Source organism: Flavobacterium panacis (assembly GCF_024649945.1).
Classification (GTDB): Bacteria; Bacteroidota; Bacteroidia; order Flavobacteriales; family Flavobacteriaceae; genus Flavobacterium; species Flavobacterium panacis.
Genome location: NZ_JANKMS010000012.1, coordinates 131730 through 154967 on the forward strand (window position 1 = coordinate 131730; position 23238 = coordinate 154967).

A 23238-nucleotide genomic window follows, 5' to 3' on the forward strand; every position below is an offset into this window, starting at 1 on the left:
AGACAGATAAGTTTTCTAAAGTGCGTGCCTAATTTGCTATCATTAATCAAATCAATATTAGCTTCCAAATAAATCTTTAATTGCTCTAAATTTATTTTTTCTGGAGATAATAATGGTGTGTAAATTAAGATATGTAGTTGATTATCTGTTTGATGCAATTCTTGTAATGTAGAGTAGGTTTCATTTATTTCATCTTTCTTTTTTGCATAGTTTTTTGAGGGATAGAAAGACTCTACTTTTACATCATTACTTTTTTGATAAATTCAGGGGAAAACTCTTTGATGTCGCTATTTTCATCTATTTTACCCGATTCATTTAAAAGTCCAGCAGCATTTAAATGTTTAAAGAAAGGGATGTATCTTCCCATTAATGATGGTAAACAAAGGATTGAAATTTTCAAAGGATCCCAGTTTCTGGATATTATTGAATCTATTAAAACGTCTTTAAATTCTATACCTTTTATTCCAACTTCTGCAAAGCGATCTTTAAGGCCAACGCCATATACAAATTCTGCTTCATGTAAATTTTCAATATCATCTAAGTTATCGGCTACATATATTTTGGATTTAGAAGAATTCGATTTGACGAAGTCATAAACCATGCCTTTCATCTGTCTTAAGATTTTTATTGGTAATTTCCTTTTGTTGTTGGCAAGTACTGTATAAATGTCTAGAAAGTTATTTAGTGTTATAAGTTTCAATGGAATTACTGTGTCAGAGATCAAAATTGTACTATCAATTATTGTGGTTTCAGTAGCTGTCGAACTCCATTGACAAAATATTAATCTATCTTTTAATTTACCAATATTTTCTTTGGTTAAACATCTAATTATTGATTTTAAGATGGATTGAATGTTCTTATCATCTAAGCTGTAACCGATAAAAATGATTGGGTTTTCAACGAATATTGTAAGTAGTTTAGCAGCTAAAAACTCATTTCGATCCTCGAAATTTTCATAATCTTCTTCGGTTAAAACCAATGAATTAGGAGCAGAGGAACAGCCATGTATTTTATAGATTTCACCAATTGAAAATAATTCTGAAAAAATTAGTTCCTGCTGGCCAATAAATTTTATAAAATCAGGAAACAACTGTTCAAGTAATTGATCCCAATTTGTTGTTATTATTCCATCAATATTAATTTTTTTTAGTAGTTTAATTTCTTTTTCAATTATTTCTTCTGTTGAAAGTTGCATATTTTTATTTATCTTCTCTGCAATTTCATATTTTAGGGGTGAAAATTTACTATTAGTTAGAGTTTGAAAAATTTCTCTACTTTCTTTAAAATCATCGTTACTCCACCATGTATCATTAAATTCATTTCCAATCAATGAAGCAACCCTTGGCAGTTGTGAATCAGCGTTAGATTTATAGAAGTTATATGGTTTAGATAATTTTAGTTCTTCACAGATTTCTGTTAATAATAATTCCCATGTGGGTAATCCTATATATCTTCTAGAAAATCCTGATCCTATAAATAAAAATGGAGCTGTAGAGAATTTTGCAATATGTTCTTTAAATTGAATTGTGAATGTCTCCATAGTGATTAGATATTAGTTGACGAAAGAAATCAAATATACTTAATAATTAAATTTATTTTGTAAAAAAAAAACACCCTCTTTCTGATTTTGAAAGAGGGTGTTTTTGTGTAAAATTCGATTTATAAAAATCACTCTGTATTTAAATCCTAACCAACAAGTCTTGTGGTACCGCAATTGATGTCAATTTCTGCAAAATGGTGTTTTCCCATTACGATAAGAAGTTTGTCTGTATTGTAACCGATGTATCTTATTTCAGGATTTCCTTTTTTCGGATTTCCACAAACAGAAATAACATTGGTCTGCCATTTTAATTTCTTCTTTTTGTAAGCAGATATTGTTTGTAAGTCATTTTCAACATAGTAGATCATGTTGTTTTTTTTAATGCCTCTTTTTTCTGTTTTTGCGAAATTTATTTCTGAGCCTTGCGAAATTAAAGCATCATTAAATTTTTGAGCAATACCAGTTTGAGTAACCACAAAAGTGGTCAACATAGATAATTTTAAAAATGGTTTCATCAGGATAGAATTGGGGGTTCATAATCGATTCAAATATAGATAATTAAATTATATAACAAGCTTTTGTATGTTAAAAAAAAATTACCCTTTTCTGATTTCAGAAAAGGGTAATTTTTACAACTTAATTTTATTGAAAAATTATTTTTTCCAACTAAAAATTTTAGGATCTACAGAAATCATTAACCAAGCCCAATTATTAGTATGGCTAGTATCTCCGCCTTTTACAACTTCCATTGTTTTAGATCCGAACATTTGAGAATAACCTCCTGTAACTGTTATGTTTTTCTTGAAATTATATCCAAAAGTTGCATCAACCTCAGTTCCTAAATAAGAATCTAGTTTCTCATTTACAGGTGTAACTACGTCGGCAGCAGTTAAAAATACATGTGGAATCAAAGCAAACTGCCATTTATTTACATTGTAGTTTAGTTTAATAAAAGCATCTTGTAAACCAAAACTGTTTGTGTAATTTCCAACATAAAAATAATCCATATAGCCATTAAATCCATGATTGGTTCCAAAAAGCGGATTGAAAGATTTAAGTACTGAACTTCCATCATTTGAAGATTTTCCAGATAAAAATTCATAACCTAAATCTACTTTAAAAGCTTCTGTTATGTTGTAACCTAAATTTGCAGCAGCATTCCAAGCGCTTACTTGACGATCATTGCTTTTTCCAGTTTGTCCGTACACCCAAAAGCTAGTATCTAATTTACCTTTTTTATAAGTCAAATAAGATCCAAAAGTTTGCTTGTAATCTACCAGAATTTTATTCGTTGGAGTATTTGGATTACGAGTATATTCGTAACCTGTATTCAATGCTAAGAAGCTTGCTCCGAAATTTTCACTGAATTGATTGTGGTACCAAGCATACTGCAGTGTTTTGTACATATTAGGTACATTATAAGTTGTTTGAACAAGATTTTCAGCATCTGAGTTGTATGCACCTCCAAAATCCAATTTTTGAGTTTCATCATGATAAGAAACAATTAATGCGTCGTGACTTTGTCCTTGCTGTGCCCAATCCAATCCTCCAAGAATACGCTGATTATCGTAAGAAAGCACTTGACGTCCCATTCTGGCACTCCACTTTTCAGTAAAATTGTATTGCGCCCAAGCCTCGAATACTGCTACTCCATTTTTATCGGCTGTAGCTGTTGTTGGTACATCTCCCCAAGTTCGGGTATTTTGTAAAGTCAGTTTTACAATAAAATCTTCTTGTTTGTAATTAATACCTAAGCGGGATCGCTGAGAAATTTGCGATGTTCCTTCTTGACCATAATTCAGAGGTTGTTTGAATCCGTTTCGATATTCAAAACGTGGTCTGATTTGAAGATTGACATCTAACTCCTGTGCCTGAATTTCAAAGCTTAATCCGACGATAAGTAAAAAGATTAGTTTAAATTTTTTCATAAAATTGGTAAGTTTTTATCGAGGGTAAAATTATAAGAAAAAGCTGTTCTTTGCTATGATTACAATCATATTTCTAATTTTTTTTTAATCTAAGTTTAATAAGCAGGCTCTAATTTTGCTTTACGAACTTTAATTTCTTTTTCTCTAGAAAGTTGTGTTATAGTATAATGCATCCAAACCAAACAAACAATTGAAAAGATTAGAATAAAAATCCATGAACTTGACCAAATTCCGGTTGCAGTCAATAAGTATCCGAAGATGATTGGGCCAAAGAATCCGCCTAAACCGCCAATCATTCCAACCATTCCACCCACAACTCCAACTTCATTTGGGAAATATTCAGGAATATGTTTGTAAACTGCAGCTTTCCCAATTCCCCAAGAAATTCCAATTAGAATTACTAAAACCAAGAAAACCCACATATTCGCATCAAACTTAATTACAGTAACACCTTTTGCAATTAGTTCCTTTTTAGCAACACTTTGATTGTGCGCTACAACTACATCTTGCCAGCTTGAAGTTGTTGGAAAAATTGCATTTTCAGCTGTATTTGCTGTTTTTTGCGCAATAGGATATTCTTTATCTCCAACTTTTACTGTTTTATCGCTTATTGCATTTACAACTCCTTTTTTTGAAGCTAATATTCCTGGTCCTGAAGTAGTGATTTCCATTTTAGGAATTGATAATAAAGCGCTTAAAATTACAGAAGAACCCAAAACCCAGTACATCACTTTTCTCGCTCCGAATTTATCCGATAAATACCCGCCAAATGCTCTAATTACTCCAGAAGGCAGACTAAACATCGTTGCAAATAAACCTCCCAGAACTAAACTGGTTTGGTAAACGTTCATGAAGTTTGGCAATAACCATTGTGAATAGGCCACAAAACAACCAAAAACTAAGAAGTAATACGCCCCAAAACGCCAAACTCTTTGTGATTTAAGCGGTGTAAGCATTTGAGAAATTGTTTTTCCACTGCTTTCTATTTTTTTGTTTTGAGCGAAGATTAAAAAGGCAATACCAATAACCACTAGTGAAACGGCATAAATAACAGGCAACACTTTCCAACCATTTTGTGGATCATCTATTGAAAAATGATTTAGCAGAGAAGGAGCTAAAAAGGTAGTAATTGCTGCACCGGCATTTCCCATTCCGAAGATTCCGAGGGCGCGTCCTTGCCATTCTTTTGGGTACCAGATAGAAGTATAACCAATTCCAACAGCAAAACTAGTTCCGACCATTCCGAATAAGAAGCTTAGTAAAGCAAACATCGCGAAACTGTCGGCGTAGGGAAGGAGAAAGAGTGGAATTGAACAAAGCAGTAATAAAAGTGAAAAAACATATTTTCCGCCAAATTTATCTGTCAAGATTCCGATTGGTAAACGCATAATTGATCCAGTCAAAATTGGAATACCTAAAAGCCATCCAACCTGAATAACATCCCAATGGAAAATTCCGTTATCAACTAAAAAGGTTACTAGAACGCCGTTTAATGTCCAACAGGCAAAACACACTGTAAAAGCCAATGTGTTCAAAAATAAAATTTTGTGTGATTGCGATAGTGAGTTTGTATTTTTCATAGCACTTATATTTTTATGTAAAAATAAGTACTATAACTTAGTTAAAACCTGCTAAAACGCAGTTTTTGAAAAATAATTACGTATTTATACGTATTTTTTTTAAATTAAAGAATACTCAGCCGCTTTATTAGAAAGTTCCATTAAGTTTTTCACTTTCAGTTTTTTCATTAAGTTGAAACGGTGTACTTCGGCAGTTCTTTTACTAATATCTAAAGCTTCAGCGATTTCTTTGTTTCCTTTTCCTGATAATAAAAGTGTCAGGATTTCTTTTTCTCTTTTGGTAATCATCATTTCTTCTCCTAAAGTTTGTTTAGGTTCTAATGATACTGACGAATTGGTCAATTGTCCAATTAAAATAGATGAAATATCACCACTGAAATATTTTCCTCCAGCAGAAACACTATGTAAAGCTTTTAAAAATTCTTCTTTTGAAGAACCTTTTAGCAAATAACCATCAGCTCCAGCTTTTATAGATTTCAAAACATATTCCTCCGATTCGTGCATCGAAAGCATGATGATTTTCACATTGTTATTCTCGCTTCTAAGTTTTTCTACTAATTCTATACCCGTCATGTTTGGCATACGGATATCGGCTATAAGTAAATCGGGTTTTGTTTCAGCAACCACCTCAAGTGCGTCAAGACCATCAATCGCTTCGCCCACAACCTCAATGTTTGCTTCGTTTTCAAGTAAAGATTTGATTCCGTCTCTAACAAAAACATGGTCATCTGCTAATACTACACGAATGATATTGCTCATAATTACTTAATTTATATTCTCGATTTTTACGTATATTCATCTATAAAGAAGACGCTAATATACGTACTTTTTTAAAAATAAATTCCAAAATTTTTAAATTCCAAATTCCAACATTAAAAAATCATTAGAAAGTTAAGTTCTAATATTGAAATTTCAAATTCCAAATGTTGCACGTTTAACTTTGTCAAAGTTTTAAACTTTGACAAAGTTTTTTCCTTCTAGTTTGTCATCTCGACGAAGGAGAGATCCCACACGGGATTCTACAAAGACTGTCGATTTAGATTGTGGAGTTTCTAGTGTGATTTCTCCTTTCAGTCGAAATGACAAACCGTTGAAAATAAAAACGTCTTTTGAAATCGTTTGCCCGCGAGAGGGATAGGAGCTGGCTACCGAAGTAGCGCGGATAGCCCGACAGCATTAGGGAAAGTGGGCGAATGTAGACAAAGTTTGTTTGCCCACTTTTTCTAATGGTGGCTCGCCCTGATTAATGAAATAATTAGTTAATGTGTCAATTAGAAAATTACTTCATTGCTGAAAATTATCTAATTATCAAATTGGCACATTCACTCATTTAAGTATTGGGATGTTGAAAGTAATTCTAGTTCCCTCGCCAGGAATAGAATTCATGAAAACACGGCCATTAATGTATTGGATTCTTTCTTTCATAAATAAAAGCCCCATTCCAGATTCGCTGTTGCGTTTTTTGTCGACTGAATTTACGTCAAAGCCTTTTCCGTTGTCATCTACGATGATGCTTAAAAGTGTTTCGCTATGCGAAAGTTGTACAATAATGTGTGACGATTCGGCGTATTTGATGGCGTTGTTGATTGCTTCTTGCGTAAGGCGATAAATATTGATTTCGATTAGCGAATCTAAACGTTGGTCAAAATCGGTTTTGTTGTAGAAAAGGATTTCTTTTCCGGTAAGTTTTGAAAGTTCCTGAGTCAGTTTTGAAAGTGAGGAAACGATTCCGTGATCGCTTAATTCTGGTGGCATTAGGTTAAAAGTTGCCGTGCGAACTCCTTTTATAATATCCAGAGAAAGCTTCTTTAAATATTCAATTTTTTGTTCTGATTTTTCTCTGTCATCCAGATTGATGCTTTCTAAACTGAATTTTAAACCTGTAAGCATTTGACCGATTCCGTCGTGAATTTCTTTGGCGATTCGGTTTTGTTCGTTTTCTTGATTTTCAACGATTTTGCTTGAAATAATCTTTTGCTGATTGATTTTTTCTGTTGTATTTTCAAGATTCAAACGTTCGACTTCGCGTTGCGCTTTTTTGCGTTCGGTAATGTTGAAACAAACAATCAAAAGTTCCAGTTCGTCTTTTTTGATCATTACAGGAACCATTGATAAATCGAGCCAGATTTCTTTTTCGTCTTTATTGACGATTTTGATTTCGCCTTGCCAGCCACTTCGTTGTTTTTCGAAAATAAGACGATCGAAATTAACTTGTTCTTTTTCGTCTTCGGTTAAAACTTCAGAGAACTTTTTGTTGGAAGAAAACTTGGTGTAATTAAGAAGTTTGGCGAATTTTTCTCCAATATGAATGATCGAACCGTCTGGGGAAATTCGGCAATACAGCAAAGTATTTTCCATCGCATAATTGAGCGATTTCAGTTCTTTTACCGAGTTTTCTTTGATTTCAGAGATAATTTCCGTGTCATAAGCCAATTTTAAAGCTTTCTTTTCAGAAGATAAAAGCTTGGCAATTAACCTTTCGATTTTCTTGTTGGTTGGTTTGAAAATAAAGAAGAATTCTAGAAGCAGAACCAGAAGAGTAAAACCAAAAATCCAATATTCGATTCGGCGTTGTTCGGTTACTTTTTCGTGTGCTTCAAGATCGTATTGGGTTACAATCTGATTCATTTTCGAAAGAAAGATTCCTTCGTTTCTTAAAATAGTTTGAACCAGTTTTTGATTTTCAGAAGTTGATTTTTGTTGTTGAAGATTTAATAAAAAAGCATCGGTTGTCTGTGCAATTTTATTGAAAATCGGATTAATTTCCAGATACAATTTAGAAAGTGTTTCTGATTTTTGTTTTGGAAAAGCCAAACTATCATTTCCGTTTTCTAATGCATTTTGATTTTTCTTCCAAAGTGCTAAAACCTCTTTTAAGTGCGAAATTTTTTTGGCTGTAGCCGAATCAGATACGTAATGTAAAATCAGAACTTCTTTGACGATTTTCTGACTCAGCATTCTCTGTTTTCCAGAAAAATTAATGATTTTAGAATCGCTTAACTGCTGATTCAGATTGTATTGAACCAGAAACTGACTAATAATTATGGTTAAGGCAATAGTAAGAAGCGCAAAAAAATACAGTCGTCGTAAATTTTTGAAAGTGATTTTTTCTGCTTCTTGATTGTCCTTTTTCATATTTTTTACAATCCCAAAGAAGCTTTTATAAGGTTTAAGTTTTCTTCAGAATAGTTGATTTTTAAAGCTTCCTGGTGTCCTTTTTCAGACATTTTATCCCAAGTTTTCTTGATGATGTTTTTCAGCTTTTCTTCATCGTGTTTTTCAACAAAAGGTTCTAAGTAATATTCTAAAAATACCAAACAAATTACATCTTCCAGCAATTGTGTTTCAGCATCTTTTTTAAGTAATTTCTTTTCAATTAAAAAAGAAACACGATCAATGAAAGTTTGGTCGTATCCAGCTTTTTCTAATATTCCTGCGGTAGTTTTGGCGTGGAATTTTTTCAGTTCTTCTCTCCATTTTAAATAACCCACACGATCCATTGGATAGGATTCGCGGGCCACTTTCCAACGGCAGATATGTTGCGCTTTTGAAGCGATCTGAACTTCTTCTGACGCATTTGGTTCAAACTGCATCAGTTTTTCGTACATCCTGTTTGAATACAGTAATTCTTTTGGATATTCGGTGTTTTGGTCTAATTCGATGTTTGGATCCTGAGCATTTTCAGCATCAATCCATTCACTTGCTTTTTGAAAAGGTGTATTCATTTTTTGGTTGGATAATAGATTTCAAAGATACGTAATTTTTTTTGCCACGAATTTCACGAATTAGCGCGAATTTTTGTTTTTCTTTTTTGCCACAGATTAAAGGGATTTTTGGATTAAATCTGTTGAAGCCGATTACTCTGTATCAACAATCTAGTTGTTTTTTTTGCCACGAATTTCACGAATTCCACTAAATATAATTCGTGTAGATTCGTAGAATTCGTGGCAAAGAAAGGATAATCCATTTAATCTGTGAAATCTGTGGCTTAAAAAATTAATCTATGAAACCAACAAAAACTTCGTCTTCAACAATCTTAATCGGATAAGTGGCAATGCTATAATCTTCACCGTTTAAATTCGAACCATCAACAAGAGAGAAAGTTTTTTTATGCATCGGGCAGGCAATTTTCGGAATATCGTCTGCTGAACCCGTCATTCCTCTTGAAAGTACCATTTCCATTTTGTGCGGACATGCGTTTTGGCAAGCGTACCATTGGTTGCGACGAGCAAAATTGAAAATCGCGATTTGTTTGTTTTTGTATTTGATGCATCCGCCTCGGTTGGTTGGAAAATCTTCTACTTTACCAGCTTTGAACCAAATTGTTGCGTCGCTCGCGTGAACTGTTTCGTATTGATTTAAGATTTCTTCCATTTTGATTGAATTTTTGGTTCCTGTTTCTTAGCCCTCTTTTACAATCATGAGAGTTATGATGGCGCAGTAAAAAGAGGGTAAGAAGGACAGCAAACGTTTAATGATTTTTTTTCTTTTTTTTGGAGCTTATGTTGTTTTGCCACAAAGGCGCTAAGGCGCAAAGTTTTTTTTAAAGTCTTTACTAATTCAATTTTGCGACTTGGCGTCTTTGCGAGACTATGTTTATAACCAAGCTTTTGGCATTTTTTGATCTCTCATTGGAACAAAAGCGATGTTGTCGTCTTTCTCATCTGAGTTTATAAAGTGGTTGAAACGTTTCATTAATCTTGGTTTTTCTAGCACTTGTTTCCATTCACATTCGAATGTGTTTACCATTGTCTGCATTTCGGCTTCCAACGTTTCGCAGATTCCTAAACTGTCTTCGATGATTACTTGTTTCAAATAATCTAAGCCACCGTCTAATTTTTCTAACCAAGTTGAAGTTCTAATAAGTGGACCAGCAGTGCGGATGTAATACATTAAGAAACGATCCATGTATTTAATCACAGTTTCTTTGTCGATTTTCTCAGCTAAAAGAACTGCGTGTTTTGGATTTGCTCCACCATTTCCGCAGATGTATAAATTCCATCCGCCTTCAACAGCGATTAATCCGAAATCTTTTCCGCGTGCTTCGGCACATTCGCGAATGCAGGCAGAAACACCGCCTTTTAATTTATGAGGAGAACGAATTCCTTTATATCTATTTTCTAGTTCGATGGCAAATCCGGCACTGTCGTCCATTCCGTAACGACACCAAGCGTTTCCAACACAACTTTTTACAGCACGAAGCGATTTTCCGTAAGCGTGACCGCTTTCAAAACCATTTTCGATTAAGATTTTCCAGATTTTTGGCAAATCACTTAAATGCGCTCCGAATAAATCAACTCTTTGTGCTCCAGTGATTTTTGTATATAAATCGAATTGTTTGGCTACTTCGCCAATAACGATTAGTTTTTCGGCAGTGATTTCGCCTCCAGCAACTCTTGGAACAACTGAATAAGTTCCGTTTCGTTGAATGTTCGCTAAAAACCTATCGTTGGTATCTTGAGTGGTTACGTGTTTATTCGCTGTATCATTGTAAATACTGGAGAAAATCGAAGCTACAACGGGTTTACAAATTTCGCAACCATCGCCTTTTCCATGATGATCCAGCACATCGTAGAAATTCTCATATTTATTGATTTTTACCAAATCAAATAATTCTTGACGGGTATAGCTAAAATGCTCGCAGATGACTTCTTTTACTTCTTTTCCTAAAGATTTTTGAGTAGCTTTTACCAAATCAGAAACCATTGGTTTACAGCCTCCACAGCCAGAAGTTGCTTTAGTTGCTTTTACAACATCTGAAAAAGTAGCGCAAGATTCGTCTAAGATTTTACAGCAGATAGAGCCTTTCGTAACATTTTCGCAAGAACAGATTACAGCCGTGTCTGGCAAATCCATTACGCTTCCTAAAGATGAACCTTCAGAACCGTCGCGAGAACCTAAAATCAAATCTTCTGGATTTTTAGGTAATGCCATTCCGTTATTATAAATCTGGAAAAGTGAATTGTAATCGCTAGAATCACCAACTAAAATTCCACCTAAAAGTGTTTTAGAATCTTTTGTAACGTTGATTCTTTTATAAATACCACTTAATTTGTTTTCGTAAACAATGGCAGTAACATGTTCATTTTCAATAAAAGGATCCCCAAAACTTGCCACTTCTACACCAATCAATTTCAATTGTGTTGACATATCGATGGTTTCTCTCATGGTTTTGTCGCCATTTAAGATTTGCTCAGCGGCTACATCAGCCATTTCGTAACCTGGAGCAACAAGTCCGTAGATGTTTTGGTTGTAAAGTGCCGCTTCGCCAATTGCAAAAATAGAAGGATCTGATGTTCGCATTTGATTGTTTACCACAATTCCGCCTCTTACGCCAACTTCAAGTCCCGAAACTCTAGCCAGTTCGTCACGAGGTTTAATTCCGGCAGATATAACCAACATGTCTACTTTTAACAATTCGTCGTTTGCAAACATCATTCCCGTTATACTTTCCTTTCCGTCAATATATTGTGTTGCTTTGTTAAGATGAATTCCGATATTTAATTCTTCTATTTTTGATTGAAGCATATCACTTGCGCCTTGATCCAATTGTCTTGGCATCAAACGCGGTGCAAATTCTACTACATGAGGATTTAATCCTAAATCACGAACAGCTTTTGCAGCTTCTAGTCCTAATAAACCTCCCCCTAAAACTGCAGCTTCAGTAGCACCTTTTTGTTTTATTTTTTTGGCGTAAGCCATAATTGCATCTAGATCCTCAATGGTTCTGTAAACAAAAACACCTTCTTTTTCTACGCCTTCAATTGGCGGTACAAAAGCTGAAGAACCTGTAGCCAAAACTAAGTAGTCGTACATATGTGTTTTGCCTAAGTGCGTATGTATTGTTTTTACATCACGATTGATATCTGTAATTAATTCAGATGTGTTTAGAATAATATTGTTTTGTTCGTACCATTCAGTAGTTGACAGTGATAAGTCATCAGCTGTTTTTCCTCCAAAGTACTCGCTTAAGTGAACGCGATCGTAAGCACGTCTTGGTTCTTCACCAAATACTGTGATTTGATACTTCTCTTGTCCTGATTTTGCAACAAACTTTTCACAAAATTTATAACCAACCATGCCGTTTCCAACTACTATTACTCTAATCATGATTTCTTTAATTAAGTATTACTACGCAAATATAAGTATTTATACTTATAAAAATACGTATGTCGAGTATTTTTTAAGTCGTATGTATGTTTTAAATACTACGTATTTCGTCTTAATCTTATACTTAGTGCGGGTTTTGAATGATTTTTTAGCTACTTAGTTTTTTTAAATTTGAAAAGATTCTAAATAAGCGTTTCAAAAAAATGTCGTAAATTCATAAGAATTTTATAGGTGTTTTTAAAAATAAATACTTTTTAAACTGATATCTCATGAAAAAAATACTTTCAATATTGTTATTATCAATTTTAATAATAGGCTGTAAAACGACATCAAATAATGATGCTGCAGGAACTACTTCAACAAGTTCTACAGAAGAAGATTTAAAATATTATTTTAAAGGAACTGGAAACGAACCGTTTTGGGGAATTAAAATAGGGAATGAAGAAATCGTTTTTACATCTTTAATACCAGGGAAAGAAAAAATTACTTTTCCTGCCGTCGATGCGATTAGAGCGATGGATGCTAATGTGAAAATGTATAAAGTAAGTAATGAAACTACTTCAGCAACCATTACAATTCAGCATTTAGATTGTCAGGATTCTATGTCTGGAGCAATTTCACCTTATAGCGTAAAAGTTGAAATCAAAAATAATTCAGAATTAGAAACGAAGAAATTAAGCGGATGCGGAAAATATTTAACCGATTATCGACTTCATGACATCTGGGTTCTAGAAGAATTAAATGGCTACAAAGTTTTTGCAACTGATTTTCAGAAAGAGTTTCCAAGAATTGAAATTAATTCGGCTGAAAATAAGTTTATGGGATATGGCGGTTGTAATTCCATAACTGGACAAATCTTTTTTGAAAAAGATCTTTTACGTTTTACAAAAGTTGTTTCTACTTTAATGGCATGTCCGCAAGGAAACAAAGAAAGTGAGTTTTTGAAAGCTTTACAAAATACTACAACTTATTCTCTAGGAAATAATCAATTGACTTTGTCTAATCCTTCGGGGAAATTGATTGTCTTTAAGAAAGTGGATTGATTTTGCTTATTATTTCGTTTCCCGCTCCCGATAGCTATCGGGATTGCAGATTGAGCGGATTTATTTTTTGCCACTGATTTTACAGATTAAATGGATTTATATCTGCTTTATCTACAAAATCTGCGAGAGTTTTTTTTATTCTCATTTTTGGATAAACTTAGTATTTAAGCTTTTCAAGAATAAAATATGCGACATTAAAACAATCGGAACAATGCAAGTTGGTAAAAAGCAATATGGAAATTCTAAAACAGCAATGTTTGGTTGCTCAAATGCGAATTGTTGGATGGGTAAAGGCGATGATAAAATTGCCAATGAAACAATAAATATCAAGAATAATATTCCAGAAATATTCCAAAGAAAGAAAAATTGATTTTTGATTTTTCTTCTGCTTATTATTTGATAAATCAAAATTGCTAATGCAGAAATTCCATTTATTATATCAAAGTTCCATCCCTTAAATGTCATTAGGTATGGAATTTTGTCTTGTAGAAAAAGCTCAAATAAAACAAGTTCCACAGGTATTCTTAAAACATGAATAGATAGCAAAATATTGGTGTTGATTTTTTCTGTACCAATTTGTCTTAATGCTAAAAAAGTTATTGTGAGGGTTACTAAAATTACAAGTGGGAACAAATAAGGTTTACTTTCAAAGATTTTAGAACCTGCAAGAATTCCAATCACGATTTGCCAAATTAGAAATAAAAACAAAACTCTTTTGTTTCCGCTTGTTCCAAAATAAAACAATAGCAGAGCCAAAAGAGTGATGATGATAAAAACTGTGATTAGCATTAATTATTTTCTATTGTTTTTTTAAGTAAATCCATTCCTTGTTGATTGGTTTTATCCATTTGAGATTTCACTCCAAATAACCACATAAAAAATGCATCTACTAAACCTGATTGCAATTTAAAATCTTGTGTAACTTCAATACCATTTTTGACCTCCTTAAAGCTATAATTGAATGTAGGTTCTGCTTTAAATGGCTTTTCAATATTACATTTCATCCCAATAAAACTAAAAGGTTGTATTTTGGTAATTTCCTGATAGCCTAAATCTTTTCCTTTATTTCCATTCCAATGAAACTGAGCTCCAACAGTACCATCGGTGCCTTTTACTTCATATTTTTGGCTTGGATCTTGCGCTAAAAATGGCGACCATTTTGGATAATTTCCTAAAAGCTTTACCATGTCAAATGCTTTTTCATTTGTGCTCTTAATGGTAATCGTTTTTACGATGTTGATTGTTTGCAGTTCATTGGCTTTGTAAAATCCAAATGCCAAAAATACTATGATAGCAAGACCTAAAATTGCGAAAATCATTTTCTTATTCATTTTAGGTGAATTTTTAACTTATTGGTAAAATATCTCGTACTTCAACATTTCCTCCCATTTGCAAAACTGGACATTTCTGTGCTAATAAAATAGCCTCTTCCATATCTTTTGCTTTTAAAATCATGTTACCACCAACGATTTCATTGCTAGAAATTTTAAAACCATTCACAGTTGATAGATCAGATAGTATTTGATTTCCTTCAAATCCTAATTGATGGGTGCTTACCAATTTTCCCTGCATTGCAATATTGCCAATAAAATTTCCCCATTGTTTGTGCATTTCTTGTTCTTGCTCCTGAGTGAACTTTTCATTAGACGAAACAAATCGGAATAGTAGCATAAATTCTTTTAAAGTTGTCATAATTTTTCATTTTTATTTTGACAAAAGTATCTCGCTAGTATTGTAAAAAAGTTGCCATATGGCAATAAATCAATTATTGTGAAATTTCTTTTCTAATTCTGCTTAAAGAAAATCTTGTAATTCCTAAATAGGTTGCAATGTGCTGTATAGAAACATTTTGAATAATATGTGGTTTTTCTTTTAATAACTGCATGTATCTGTCTTTTGCTTGGTCTGCAATCATAGAAACGTTATGCCTTTTCAAGCCAAAATAACTTTTTACCAATGTTGTCCTGCCTTGTTCTCTAAAATTTTTAATGCTATGAAACAACTCTTGAAATGTTTGAAAATCCAATTGCCAACAAATACAATCTGTCAATGTTTGTATGTTCTCTCGAGTTGGGGTACGAAGAAAAAAGGAAGGCCAGTCGATGACAATATCATGAGCGGAATAAAAATTTGTAGTAATGTCTTTTCCTTGAGGATCGATAACATACGAACGAATATAACCGCTTTCTACAAACCAATAATAATTTGCTGTTTTTCCTTCCTGAAGTAAAAAATCATTTTTTTTAAATGCTATTTGCTTAAAGTGAGGAATAATTTGTACTAATTCGTCTTTAGTCAATTCTGAATTTTGGAAAACATTGTTTAAAAAATGATTGTCTTGCATATTTCAATTTCGATATTTAAGTAGTTTATTTTTTACTTCCATATGGTAATTGCAAATGTATTACTTTTCTTATGTAATATAGTTTGCTTATGAAAAAAGTGGTAATAGAAAAAAACACTTTAAATCGGAATGATTATTCAGTTTGTTGGCGTCTATGGTATTATTCAAACAATTCTTTTGGTTCTTCATCATCAGATTCTTCTTCAATAAAATCCAATTCTAAAGCTTTTACGCTTTGAACAGCATTTCCGGCAATACCGCGAATAGAACCGTACATTCCTAACGTATTGTGAACCACTTTTTCGATTTGTTTTTCTCTTTGTTTCCAGATTCTCTGCATTGCTCTTTTCTCAGAATCCAGATCGCTTTGCATTTGAGTAAAACCTTCTACAATTCCTTCAATCTGCAAACGGAATTCGTTGCTCGTTAGGAAATCGTACAACATCGACATTTTATCGCCTTTGTTTTCCTGCGCCTGAACCGCCTGATTAATTTGAATTAAAGATTGACGCAAAACGGCACTTAAACCTTTAAATTCTTCATACGTGCAAATCCAGATTCCGTCGCGCATTCCCATTCGGTCCATTCCTGAAGGCATTACTTCAGTAACTAAAACTCCAATATTGGCTCTTTTGGTTCTGATATCGTTTTTGAATTTCTCGATCCAAGAAGGTTGAAACGCTTTGGTTCTTTTACTTTCATAATAAATAGAACCGCAATTTTGATGTTCTCTTGTGTTTACCACTTGAAGGCAATCAGCACCGTTGGCGCCTTTCTTGATTTCGTCAATGCTGTCAAGAGGGAAGTTGTTGGCAAGCCATTCTTCAATTGCTAATTCCATTACTTCTCCTTGCAATTGCATTGAACCTTGCTCTTGTTTGCGTTTCATTTCTTCAGTCAGCTTTTTTTGTTCTTCGAGCTGTTTCTGAAGTTCTTTGAATTTCAATTCATTTTTATCGTCTTCCTGTTTTCTAATTTTTTCGCGTTCCAAAGCCAATTGCGCATTTAACTGCTTTTCGGCTTCAGCTTGAATCGCTTCTTTCATTTCCAGTTTCTCGCGTTGTAATTTTGCGATTTCACCTTCCATTTTATTCAATTCTCTGATTTTTTCAGACTTTTCAGAGAGTTCTTTTTCCATTAATAACAAACGATCTTTGTTTTCTTCTTCCAGTTTTGCTTTTAGTTTTTCTGAAATTTCTTTTTCGGCAGTCTTTTTCTCGCGCTCCAAACGTTCAGCAAAAAGTTCGTTTTCCTGTTTTTTCTTCGCTTCAAATTCGGATTTGGCTTTTTCCAATTGCTCGTTTTTAAGCTCTAACTCACGGTTTTGAACGTTTGCTTTTTGTTGAAATTCTTTACGGATGCTATCTTCCAACTGATGTTTTAAAACATCATTGACGTCGATAGGAGTTCCGCAGTTTGGACACTGAATTGAAGATTGTTCAGCCATTTTGTATTAATTTTTAAGGAATGGAATTATAGTTTGCTAAGGTATTTAAAAGTTCTCTTTTTCTGATGTGGATTTCTGTACTAATTTGTAACGAATTTTTTTATAGCCACGAATTACTCGAATTCACACTAATTATAGTTTGAAAAGAATCTCTCGCAAAGTCGCAGAATTGCAAAGTTTTTTACTTCACGCAGATTTTATAAGATTTAAGCTGATTGCACAGATGTTTTTTACATAGTTTGTCATTTCGACGAAGGAGAAATCACACTAGAAACTCCACAATCAAGATCGCCAATCTTTATCGAATCCCGCGTGTGATTTCTCCTTCGTCGAAATGACAAAAAAACTTTGCGACTCTGCGTCTTTGCGAGATTAAATATGAACTTAGTGTCCTAGCGCCTTTGTGGCAATAAAAAGGCAACAGCAGATTGCGTGATTTCAGAATAATCATCTTTTGAAGTAATCAGCGACACATTCGTATATAAATTGACTTTTTTCAACTCAATAAAACCAATTTCTGAGTCATTATTATTTTTCGCAATATTGGATGGAACAATCGAAATTCCCAATCCGTTTTTGACTAATTGTACGATTGAGTTGATATTATTAGCTTCGTGGATAATCTTCGGCGTAAAGCCATAAAAAGCACAAAGTTCCAGTAAAACTTCATGATAATGTGGTGCGTAATCTTTGTTGAAAAATATAAACGTTTCGTCTTTCAGTTTTAAAATCTCGTTTTCTGATTTTAGCTGAAAGGCATTTTTATTATAAACCAATGAAAATCCGTCTTTAAACCATAAATACGATTTTATTTTAGGAGAATGAATAGGAGATCTGATAATTCCCATTTCAATTTTCCCTTGTTCTAAAGCGTCGATTTGCTTGGTTGTGGATATTTCGAAAAGTTTGAAATTAACGTAAGGAAATTGTGCTTTCAGATGTTTTATTAAATCGGAAATGACAGCAGAATAAATCGAACTGATATAGGCAATTCTAAATTCACCCGAAACATTCTCTGCAATCTTTTTTGTTTTGACTGAAATACGTTCCAAATTTTGAAAAATTGTGGTTACTTCTTCTTTAAAATATTTTCCCGCTTCAGTAAGTTCTACTTTTTTATTGTTTCGAATGAAAAGTTTTGCCTGAAGTTCTTCTTCCAATTCTGCTATCTGTCGGCTTAATGGTGGTTGAGAAATAAATAGTTTTTCTGAGGCTTTGGTAAAGTTTAGTTCTTCGGCAACAGCCAGAAAATATTTTAAGTGACGTAATTCCATGATACTTTTAGAGTATTATTAATTGATAAAAATAGTATTTTTAAAGTATTTATGAAAGAGGTAATTTTGAAATATGAAAATAAACCTCTCGCAGATTTAAACAGATTTAGCAGATTATTAATTTAGATAAATCATCTATAATCATAGTAATTTCCCGATCAATATAATAGCAAAAAGATTCACTCAATCTGCCCAATCTGCGAGAGATTAAAAAAGATAAAAAATAAGTTTCACGCAGATTTAGCAGATTTAAGCTGATCAAAACAGATCTTTTTTATCTGAATCGTAGAGAATAAAAAAAGAAAATCATTTTTAAATCTGCTTTAATCTCTTTTAAATCTGCGTGAAAAATCAAAAAACAAAGACCATGAAAAAATCAACTATTGAAGAAATCAAAGAACGATTTGACAATGATGTCGAACGATTTTCAAATTTAGAAACTGGACAAGTAGCTACAATTGATGCTACTACTTCTTTAGAATTAATAACCGAAGCTTCAAAAAGAATTGTTCCGAATGCAAAAAACGTTTTGGATGTAGGTTGTGGAGCAGGAAATTATACTTTAATGATGTTATCTAAAGTACCAAGCTTAAATTGCACTTTGGTCGATTTGAGTTTGCCAATGTTAGAGCGCGCTTTTGAACGAGTTTCAAAGGAAACAAACGGAAAAGTAGAAATAAAACAAGGCGATATTCGTGAGATAGCTTTAGAAGAAGGAAGTTTTGATATTATTTTGGCTGGTGCGGTTTTGCATCATTTGCGTGATGATAACGATTGGGAAACGACTTTCACTAAATTATTCAAATTATTGAAACCAGGCGGCTGTTTAATGATTTCGGACTTAATCACACAAGATACTGATTTGTTGAACGAATATACTTGGCAACGTTACGGAGAATATTTGGAAGGAATAGGAGGTGCGGAGTATCGCCAGAAAGTTTTGGATTATATCGAAAAAGAAGATTCACCAAGGTCTATGAATTACCAATTGGATTTGATGAAAAAAGTAGGTTTTTCAAAAGTCGAAATTTTACACAAAAACATGTGTTTCGGAGCTTTTGGAGGGATTAAATAAAGATTTTTTTTTGCCACGAATTACACGAATTTGCACGAATTAATTTTTAATTCGGAAAGTGAAAATTAGTGAAATTAGTGTAATTCGTGGCAAAAGAAAACTATGCGTTAATTGGCATGGGGTATTTGTTTCGAAGATCGAAGACTAATTCTGATGGACCGTTTTTTTGCAGGTAATCTAATTTTTCTACCGCCTCTTCCATAGTTGGAATTTGTCCTTTTGGAATCCACCACATAGCAGTATGCGCTTTTCCGAATTTATGAAACCATTCTTTTCTGCGTCTTAAGAATTCGCTGTGAAAAGTTTTGTACATATAATGTTCTAAAGTTTCGATACTTTCCCAAACGGATACATTGATAATAATCTGCTCGTCATTATACGGATTCAAGCTTGTGGCATTGTAACCGTCTGTATCGTCTTTTAATCTCCAGATAAAACCTTCGCTTTCTTCTGCTAAAGTATTTACGGTGTCTAAATTATCTACAAATTCTTTCATTATTGGGTCGTTAATATCGATTCCTTTCATTTTGGCAATATTAATTTCGGCAAGATGATAATGACTCATATTTTTATGTTTGTGAATGTGAGGCAATTTAGCTTTTTTCTGAATAATGTGTAAGATTTTTTTTCGCCACGAATTACACGAATTCACACGAATTAATTTTAAAAAAGAAAATTGGTGGAATTAGTGTAATTCGTGGCAAACAAAACTTATAGAATCTGAGCTGTTTTGTAAACCTGAATAGGTGTTGAAACTAAGCTTTCAGTTTTTTTGATGAAATCTTGAAGGTAAGATTGGCTGTTGTGTAAATCTAAGCCAACTTGATCTTTCCATTCTTCCCAAAGAATAAAAACATTTTCTGAAGTATGTAAATCGTAACGAATACAAGCGGCTTCTTTTCTAGTTTCGGCTACTAGGTGTGTCAGCATGTTTTGAACTTCAATTAAATGTTCTGGTTTACTTTTTAAAATTGCTGTAATCGAAATCATAATTATAAGTTTTTAAAGGTTTCTTCAAGATGTTTCGTGTAATTCTCTTTAAAGATAACGATATTTTCTGGTGTAGCTCCTTTTTCAACGTCATGGAAATGAAATCCGTTTATGCGTTCCATCCCTGTGAATTTGTTCATTTTGTGGAAGCCAAACATTGCACCGTCGTCTACAGAAGTTTCGTCGAAGAATTCTCCTGGAAGTGTAAAAGCCGTTGCGGGTGCATTCCAGCTTGTGGTAAGCATGTATTTGCGTCCGTGTAAAAGTCCGCCAGTTCCGTAATTAATGTCTGGGTTTACACGGCTTCTCCCGTCGCTTTTGTAAATTCCATTGTTGTGTCCTTGCGTGAAAACATCGTCGATGTATTTCTTGAAAAGGTTCGGAATTTGAAACCACCAAACGGGTGTGTGATAAATAATTAAATCTGCCCAAACGAATTTTTCTACTTCTTTTTGAAGATCAATTTCGTCTTCAACGTGAGTTGTTTTTATTTCGTAATCGTTGTTTTTAGAAAGAAATTCAACTGTCCAATCTTGAACGGTTTTATTGAATTTTCCACCTGAATGTGCGAATTTTTGTCCGCCGTTAATTATAAATATCTTTTTCATTTTATTAATTGTTCTTATGAAAACGGATGTGTGAGGGATAGGAGTGGAAATCCTTTTGTGCCGGGGTTCGGCATAAAAGATTGCAACGGATAGCCCGGCCCTTGGGACACACCCAAATTATTTTTATGGTTTAAGTTTTGAGATTTTTTAAACACATAGAAACATAGATTTTTCTTTCTTGAGAAGGAAATTGAAAGAAACTCGTTTCTAACACATAGCGCCTATGTTTATTGATGTAAGTGAAACGCCTTTGTTCGTAGAGTAAAGCTATGTTTCTATGTGTTTAAAATTTTTAAAAAGAGAATTATTTTATTTTAGCAATCGCTTGATTGATGAATTCCAATTCAGAAGCTGATAAATCAAAATCCATTGTTTTGGCATTAGAAATAGCTTGTTCAGCGTTTCTTGCTCCAGCTAAAACTATTGCAATTCCTTTTTGTAAAGATGTCCAACGAAGAACTAATTGCGACAAACTTGCCTCTTTTGCATGTGCTAAAGAAGTTAATTCTTCTACTAAAGTTTTTACTTTTTGAAGATCGAATTGGCTGAAATAACCGTTTCTGTGATCGTTTTCTTTTAATTTGCTGTCTGTGAAATATTTTCCAGTCAATAAACCTCTTTCCATTGGACTGTAAGCAATGATTCCGATGTTTTCTGATACTGTAAAAGGAATAAGTTCTTCTTCTATTTTTCGATTCAGCATGCTGTAAGCCACTTGATTTGAAGCAATTTGAACTGTTTTTTGTGCTTCTTGAATTTGTGCAACGTTGTAATTACTTACTCCAAAAGCTCTGATTTTTCCTTGTTGAATAAGAGTTTCCACAGCTTCCATTGTTTCAGAAATTGGAGTAGTGGAGTCTGGCCAGTGAATTTGCAATAGATCTATATAATCGGTTTGAAGACGTTTTAAGCTTTCTTCAATTTCTTTAATGACGTTTGCTTTTGATGAATATTTGTAAACTGGAACTTTTTTACCGTTATCATCTGCGTCAAAAAAGAAATCACCTTTTCCGTTGTTGCTTCCGTCCCAAACCATTCCAAATTTAGTAAGCAATTGAATTTTAGAACGGTCGTGAGTTTTAATCGCTTCTCCGATCATTTCTTCGCTTAAGCCAAATCCGTAAAAAGGAGCTGTGTCAATTGTAGTTACGCCATGATCGATTGAAGCGTGAATCGAGTCGATAGAATCTTTCTTTTCTGTTCCTCCCCACATTGTTCCGCCAATCGCAAAAGCACCGTAAGTGATGGTTGATAATTCTAGTTCTGAATTGCCTAATTTTCTATATTCCATGATAGTGATTTTTTTCGTTTAAAATTGATAGGGCAAAATTATACTGTTTTTATGATTCTTATTTGGTATATATTTGTCTTTTTTAGGTATATTTGCATCTTCAAATAATTTGAATTATGAAAAAAGAAAATTTATATGAGCCTTTTACGGTTTCTTTTGAAACGCTGAATGAATATCCAGATGTTGGAGACCGTCATAATTTTTTCGAATTGGTTTATATTCTGGAAGGAACAGGAAGACAATGTATTAATAAGAATATTTTTGAATACGATCCTGGACATTTGTTTTTATTGACCCCTGAGGATTGTCATAATTTCACGATTGAAACGGAAACGAAATTCTTCTTTTTAAGATTCAATGATATTTATTTGAAAAATTCGAGTCTGCAAAATGAAAATATTCAGCGTTTGGAATATATTCTTCAAAATGCAAATCATCAACCGGGTTGTATTCTTAAAAATGATCCGGATAAATGTTTGGTAAAAGTGATGATTGAAGCGATTTGCCGTGAACATCAGGATAAAGATGTTTATAATCAGGAATTGATTCAGCAATTGGTGAATACGCTGATTATTATTGTGGCAAGGAATATTGCGAAATATCTGCCGGAGCAAGTTTCAATAAGTACAGAAGCTAAAGCGATGGATATTTTACAATATATTCAGAATAATATTTACTATCCTGAAAAGATTAAAGCGGAATCAATCAGCGATTATTTCGGAATTTCGAATACGTATTTAGGTCGTTATTTTAAGAAACATGCGAGCGAAACCATGCAACAATATATCAGTAATTATAAAACGAAACTGATTGAACATCGTTTGAAATTCAGCGATAAGCGTATTAATGAAATTGCGTATGAATTTGGTTTTACTGATGAAAGCCACTTCAATAAATTCTTTAAAAAACAAAAAGGGAATAGTCCTTCTGAGTTTAGAAAAACGATTCGATTGAGTGCTTAGGTTTTTTGGCCACGAATTTCACGAATTTTCGCTAATTTTTTTGCCA

The 23238-nt window shown here is 33.3% G+C and carries 22 protein-coding genes; 3 read left to right on the forward strand and 19 right to left on the reverse strand.

Annotated features, from left to right (window positions below; genetic code table 11):
* Positions 1-238 precede the first annotated feature (238 nt).
* From NQQ59_RS21765 to nirB, 9 genes are all read right to left on the reverse strand, one after another.
* Positions 239-1540: an SIR2 family protein gene (locus NQQ59_RS21765; protein ID WP_144219015.1), complete on the reverse strand. Its 1302-nt coding sequence runs from the start codon at positions 1538-1540 to the stop codon at positions 239-241.
* A 146-nt stretch (positions 1541-1686) separates the two neighbouring features.
* The gene (locus NQQ59_RS21770) at positions 1687-2055 is read right to left on the reverse strand and encodes a hypothetical protein (protein WP_144219016.1); all 369 of its coding nucleotides are present in this window, start codon (positions 2053-2055) and stop codon (positions 1687-1689) included.
* 138 nt (positions 2056-2193) lie between these two features.
* The gene (locus tag NQQ59_RS21775) at positions 2194-3468 is read right to left on the reverse strand and encodes an alginate export family protein (protein WP_144219017.1); all 1275 of its coding nucleotides are present in this window, start codon (positions 3466-3468) and stop codon (positions 2194-2196) included.
* Between the two features lie 95 nt (positions 3469-3563).
* Positions 3564-5048, reverse strand: a complete 1485-nt coding sequence (locus NQQ59_RS21780; protein ID WP_144219018.1) for an MFS transporter — start codon at positions 5046-5048, stop codon at positions 3564-3566.
* Positions 5049-5147: 99 nt separating this feature from the next.
* Entirely contained in the window at positions 5148-5807 is a 660-nt protein-coding gene (locus NQQ59_RS21785; RefSeq protein WP_144219019.1) for a response regulator transcription factor, read from the reverse strand.
* A gap of 567 nt (positions 5808-6374) precedes the next feature.
* The gene (locus NQQ59_RS21790; protein ID WP_144219020.1) at positions 6375-8183 is read right to left on the reverse strand and encodes a PAS domain-containing sensor histidine kinase; all 1809 of its coding nucleotides are present in this window, start codon (positions 8181-8183) and stop codon (positions 6375-6377) included.
* Between the two features lie 5 nt (positions 8184-8188).
* Positions 8189-8773 carry a DUF4202 domain-containing protein gene (locus tag NQQ59_RS21795; protein WP_144219021.1) on the reverse strand — a complete coding sequence of 195 codons (585 nt, stop codon included), beginning with the start codon at positions 8771-8773 and terminating at the stop codon, positions 8189-8191.
* A gap of 271 nt (positions 8774-9044) precedes the next feature.
* A complete protein-coding gene (gene nirD, locus NQQ59_RS21800) occupies positions 9045-9422 on the reverse strand; it encodes a nitrite reductase small subunit NirD (RefSeq protein ID WP_144219022.1) in 378 nt (125 codons plus the stop codon).
* A gap of 222 nt (positions 9423-9644) precedes the next feature.
* The gene (gene nirB / locus NQQ59_RS21805) at positions 9645-12158 is read right to left on the reverse strand and encodes a nitrite reductase large subunit NirB (RefSeq protein ID WP_144219023.1); all 2514 of its coding nucleotides are present in this window, start codon (positions 12156-12158) and stop codon (positions 9645-9647) included.
* 269 nt (positions 12159-12427) lie between these two features.
* On the opposite strand from nirB, the gene NQQ59_RS21810 reads away from it, so the two are divergent.
* On the forward strand, positions 12428-13201 hold the full coding sequence (locus NQQ59_RS21810) for an META domain-containing protein (RefSeq protein ID WP_144219024.1): 774 nt from the start codon (positions 12428-12430) through the stop codon (positions 13199-13201).
* 141 nt (positions 13202-13342) lie between these two features.
* On the opposite strand, the gene NQQ59_RS21815 is transcribed toward NQQ59_RS21810, so the two are convergent.
* From NQQ59_RS21815 to NQQ59_RS21840, 6 genes are all read right to left on the reverse strand, one after another.
* A complete protein-coding gene (locus NQQ59_RS21815) occupies positions 13343-13882 on the reverse strand; it encodes a hypothetical protein (RefSeq protein ID WP_144219025.1) in 540 nt (179 codons plus the stop codon).
* 107 nt (positions 13883-13989) lie between these two features.
* Positions 13990-14532, reverse strand: a complete 543-nt coding sequence (locus NQQ59_RS21820; protein WP_257698433.1) for an SRPBCC family protein — start codon at positions 14530-14532, stop codon at positions 13990-13992.
* A 13-nt stretch (positions 14533-14545) separates the two neighbouring features.
* The gene (locus NQQ59_RS21825) at positions 14546-14893 is read right to left on the reverse strand and encodes a YciI family protein (protein ID WP_222104887.1); all 348 of its coding nucleotides are present in this window, start codon (positions 14891-14893) and stop codon (positions 14546-14548) included.
* A 73-nt stretch (positions 14894-14966) separates the two neighbouring features.
* The gene (locus NQQ59_RS21830) at positions 14967-15545 is read right to left on the reverse strand and encodes a Crp/Fnr family transcriptional regulator (RefSeq protein WP_144219026.1); all 579 of its coding nucleotides are present in this window, start codon (positions 15543-15545) and stop codon (positions 14967-14969) included.
* A 160-nt stretch (positions 15546-15705) separates the two neighbouring features.
* Positions 15706-16992 carry a DUF2130 domain-containing protein gene (locus tag NQQ59_RS21835; RefSeq protein WP_144219027.1) on the reverse strand — a complete coding sequence of 429 codons (1287 nt, stop codon included), beginning with the start codon at positions 16990-16992 and terminating at the stop codon, positions 15706-15708.
* Positions 16993-17384: 392 nt separating this feature from the next.
* Positions 17385-18266: a LysR family transcriptional regulator gene (locus NQQ59_RS21840; RefSeq protein WP_144219028.1), complete on the reverse strand. Its 882-nt coding sequence runs from the start codon at positions 18264-18266 to the stop codon at positions 17385-17387.
* Positions 18267-18633: 367 nt separating this feature from the next.
* Between NQQ59_RS21840 and NQQ59_RS21845 the strand changes: the two genes are divergently transcribed.
* Entirely contained in the window at positions 18634-19341 is a 708-nt protein-coding gene (locus NQQ59_RS21845; protein ID WP_144219029.1) for a class I SAM-dependent methyltransferase, read from the forward strand.
* A 100-nt stretch (positions 19342-19441) separates the two neighbouring features.
* Here NQQ59_RS21845 and NQQ59_RS21850 read toward each other — a convergent pair whose 3' ends face one another.
* The 4 genes from NQQ59_RS21850 to NQQ59_RS21865 all read right to left on the reverse strand — a co-directional run bounded on the left by NQQ59_RS21850 (position 19442) and on the right by NQQ59_RS21865 (position 22230).
* Positions 19442-19906 (reverse strand): DUF3291 domain-containing protein, encoded by a 465-nt coding sequence (locus tag NQQ59_RS21850; RefSeq protein ID WP_144219030.1) that lies wholly within the window; start codon positions 19904-19906, stop codon positions 19442-19444.
* Positions 19907-20052: 146 nt separating this feature from the next.
* On the reverse strand, positions 20053-20331 hold the full coding sequence (locus NQQ59_RS21855; RefSeq protein ID WP_144219031.1) for a putative quinol monooxygenase: 279 nt from the start codon (positions 20329-20331) through the stop codon (positions 20053-20055).
* A 2-nt stretch (positions 20332-20333) separates the two neighbouring features.
* On the reverse strand, positions 20334-20939 hold the full coding sequence (locus tag NQQ59_RS21860; protein WP_144219032.1) for an NAD(P)H-dependent oxidoreductase: 606 nt from the start codon (positions 20937-20939) through the stop codon (positions 20334-20336).
* Positions 20940-21243: 304 nt separating this feature from the next.
* Positions 21244-22230 (reverse strand): aldo/keto reductase, encoded by a 987-nt coding sequence (locus NQQ59_RS21865; protein WP_144219033.1) that lies wholly within the window; start codon positions 22228-22230, stop codon positions 21244-21246.
* A gap of 116 nt (positions 22231-22346) precedes the next feature.
* Here NQQ59_RS21865 and NQQ59_RS21870 point away from each other — a divergent pair, with 116 nt between their 5' ends.
* A complete protein-coding gene (locus tag NQQ59_RS21870) occupies positions 22347-23192 on the forward strand; it encodes an AraC family transcriptional regulator (protein ID WP_144219034.1) in 846 nt (281 codons plus the stop codon).
* The last annotated feature ends 46 nt before the right edge of the window (positions 23193-23238 follow it).

What these genes read in the sequence shown, in the direction of transcription:
- NQQ59_RS21765 (WP_144219015.1), bottom strand. Translation starts at nt 1,540, where the DNA reads ATGGAGACATTCACAATTCAATTTAAAGAACATATTGCAAAATTCTCT.
- NQQ59_RS21770 (WP_144219016.1), bottom strand. Translation starts at nt 2,055, where the DNA reads ATGAAACCATTTTTAAAATTATCTATGTTGACCACTTTTGTGGTTACT.
- NQQ59_RS21775 (WP_144219017.1), bottom strand. Translation starts at nt 3,468, where the DNA reads ATGAAAAAATTTAAACTAATCTTTTTACTTATCGTCGGATTAAGCTTT.
- NQQ59_RS21780 (WP_144219018.1), bottom strand. Translation starts at nt 5,048, where the DNA reads ATGAAAAATACAAACTCACTATCGCAATCACACAAAATTTTATTTTTG.
- NQQ59_RS21785 (WP_144219019.1), bottom strand. Translation starts at nt 5,807, where the DNA reads ATGAGCAATATCATTCGTGTAGTATTAGCAGATGACCATGTTTTTGTT.
- NQQ59_RS21790 (WP_144219020.1), bottom strand. Translation starts at nt 8,183, where the DNA reads ATGAAAAAGGACAATCAAGAAGCAGAAAAAATCACTTTCAAAAATTTA.
- NQQ59_RS21795 (WP_144219021.1), bottom strand. Translation starts at nt 8,773, where the DNA reads ATGAATACACCTTTTCAAAAAGCAAGTGAATGGATTGATGCTGAAAAT.
- nirD (WP_144219022.1), bottom strand. Translation starts at nt 9,422, where the DNA reads ATGGAAGAAATCTTAAATCAATACGAAACAGTTCACGCGAGCGACGCA.
- nirB (WP_144219023.1), bottom strand. Translation starts at nt 12,158, where the DNA reads ATGATTAGAGTAATAGTAGTTGGAAACGGCATGGTTGGTTATAAATTT.
- NQQ59_RS21810 (WP_144219024.1), top strand. Translation starts at nt 12,428, where the DNA reads ATGAAAAAAATACTTTCAATATTGTTATTATCAATTTTAATAATAGGC.
- NQQ59_RS21820 (WP_257698433.1), bottom strand. Translation starts at nt 14,532, where the DNA reads ATGAATAAGAAAATGATTTTCGCAATTTTAGGTCTTGCTATCATAGTA.
- NQQ59_RS21825 (WP_222104887.1), bottom strand. Translation starts at nt 14,893, where the DNA reads ATGACAACTTTAAAAGAATTTATGCTACTATTCCGATTTGTTTCGTCT.
- NQQ59_RS21830 (WP_144219026.1), bottom strand. Translation starts at nt 15,545, where the DNA reads ATGCAAGACAATCATTTTTTAAACAATGTTTTCCAAAATTCAGAATTG.
- NQQ59_RS21835 (WP_144219027.1), bottom strand. Translation starts at nt 16,992, where the DNA reads ATGGCTGAACAATCTTCAATTCAGTGTCCAAACTGCGGAACTCCTATC.
- NQQ59_RS21840 (WP_144219028.1), bottom strand. Translation starts at nt 18,266, where the DNA reads ATGGAATTACGTCACTTAAAATATTTTCTGGCTGTTGCCGAAGAACTA.
- NQQ59_RS21845 (WP_144219029.1), top strand. Translation starts at nt 18,634, where the DNA reads ATGAAAAAATCAACTATTGAAGAAATCAAAGAACGATTTGACAATGAT.
- NQQ59_RS21850 (WP_144219030.1), bottom strand. Translation starts at nt 19,906, where the DNA reads ATGAGTCATTATCATCTTGCCGAAATTAATATTGCCAAAATGAAAGGA.
- NQQ59_RS21855 (WP_144219031.1), bottom strand. Translation starts at nt 20,331, where the DNA reads ATGATTTCGATTACAGCAATTTTAAAAAGTAAACCAGAACATTTAATT.
- NQQ59_RS21860 (WP_144219032.1), bottom strand. Translation starts at nt 20,939, where the DNA reads ATGAAAAAGATATTTATAATTAACGGCGGACAAAAATTCGCACATTCA.
- NQQ59_RS21865 (WP_144219033.1), bottom strand. Translation starts at nt 22,230, where the DNA reads ATGGAATATAGAAAATTAGGCAATTCAGAACTAGAATTATCAACCATC.
- NQQ59_RS21870 (WP_144219034.1), top strand. Translation starts at nt 22,347, where the DNA reads ATGAAAAAAGAAAATTTATATGAGCCTTTTACGGTTTCTTTTGAAACG.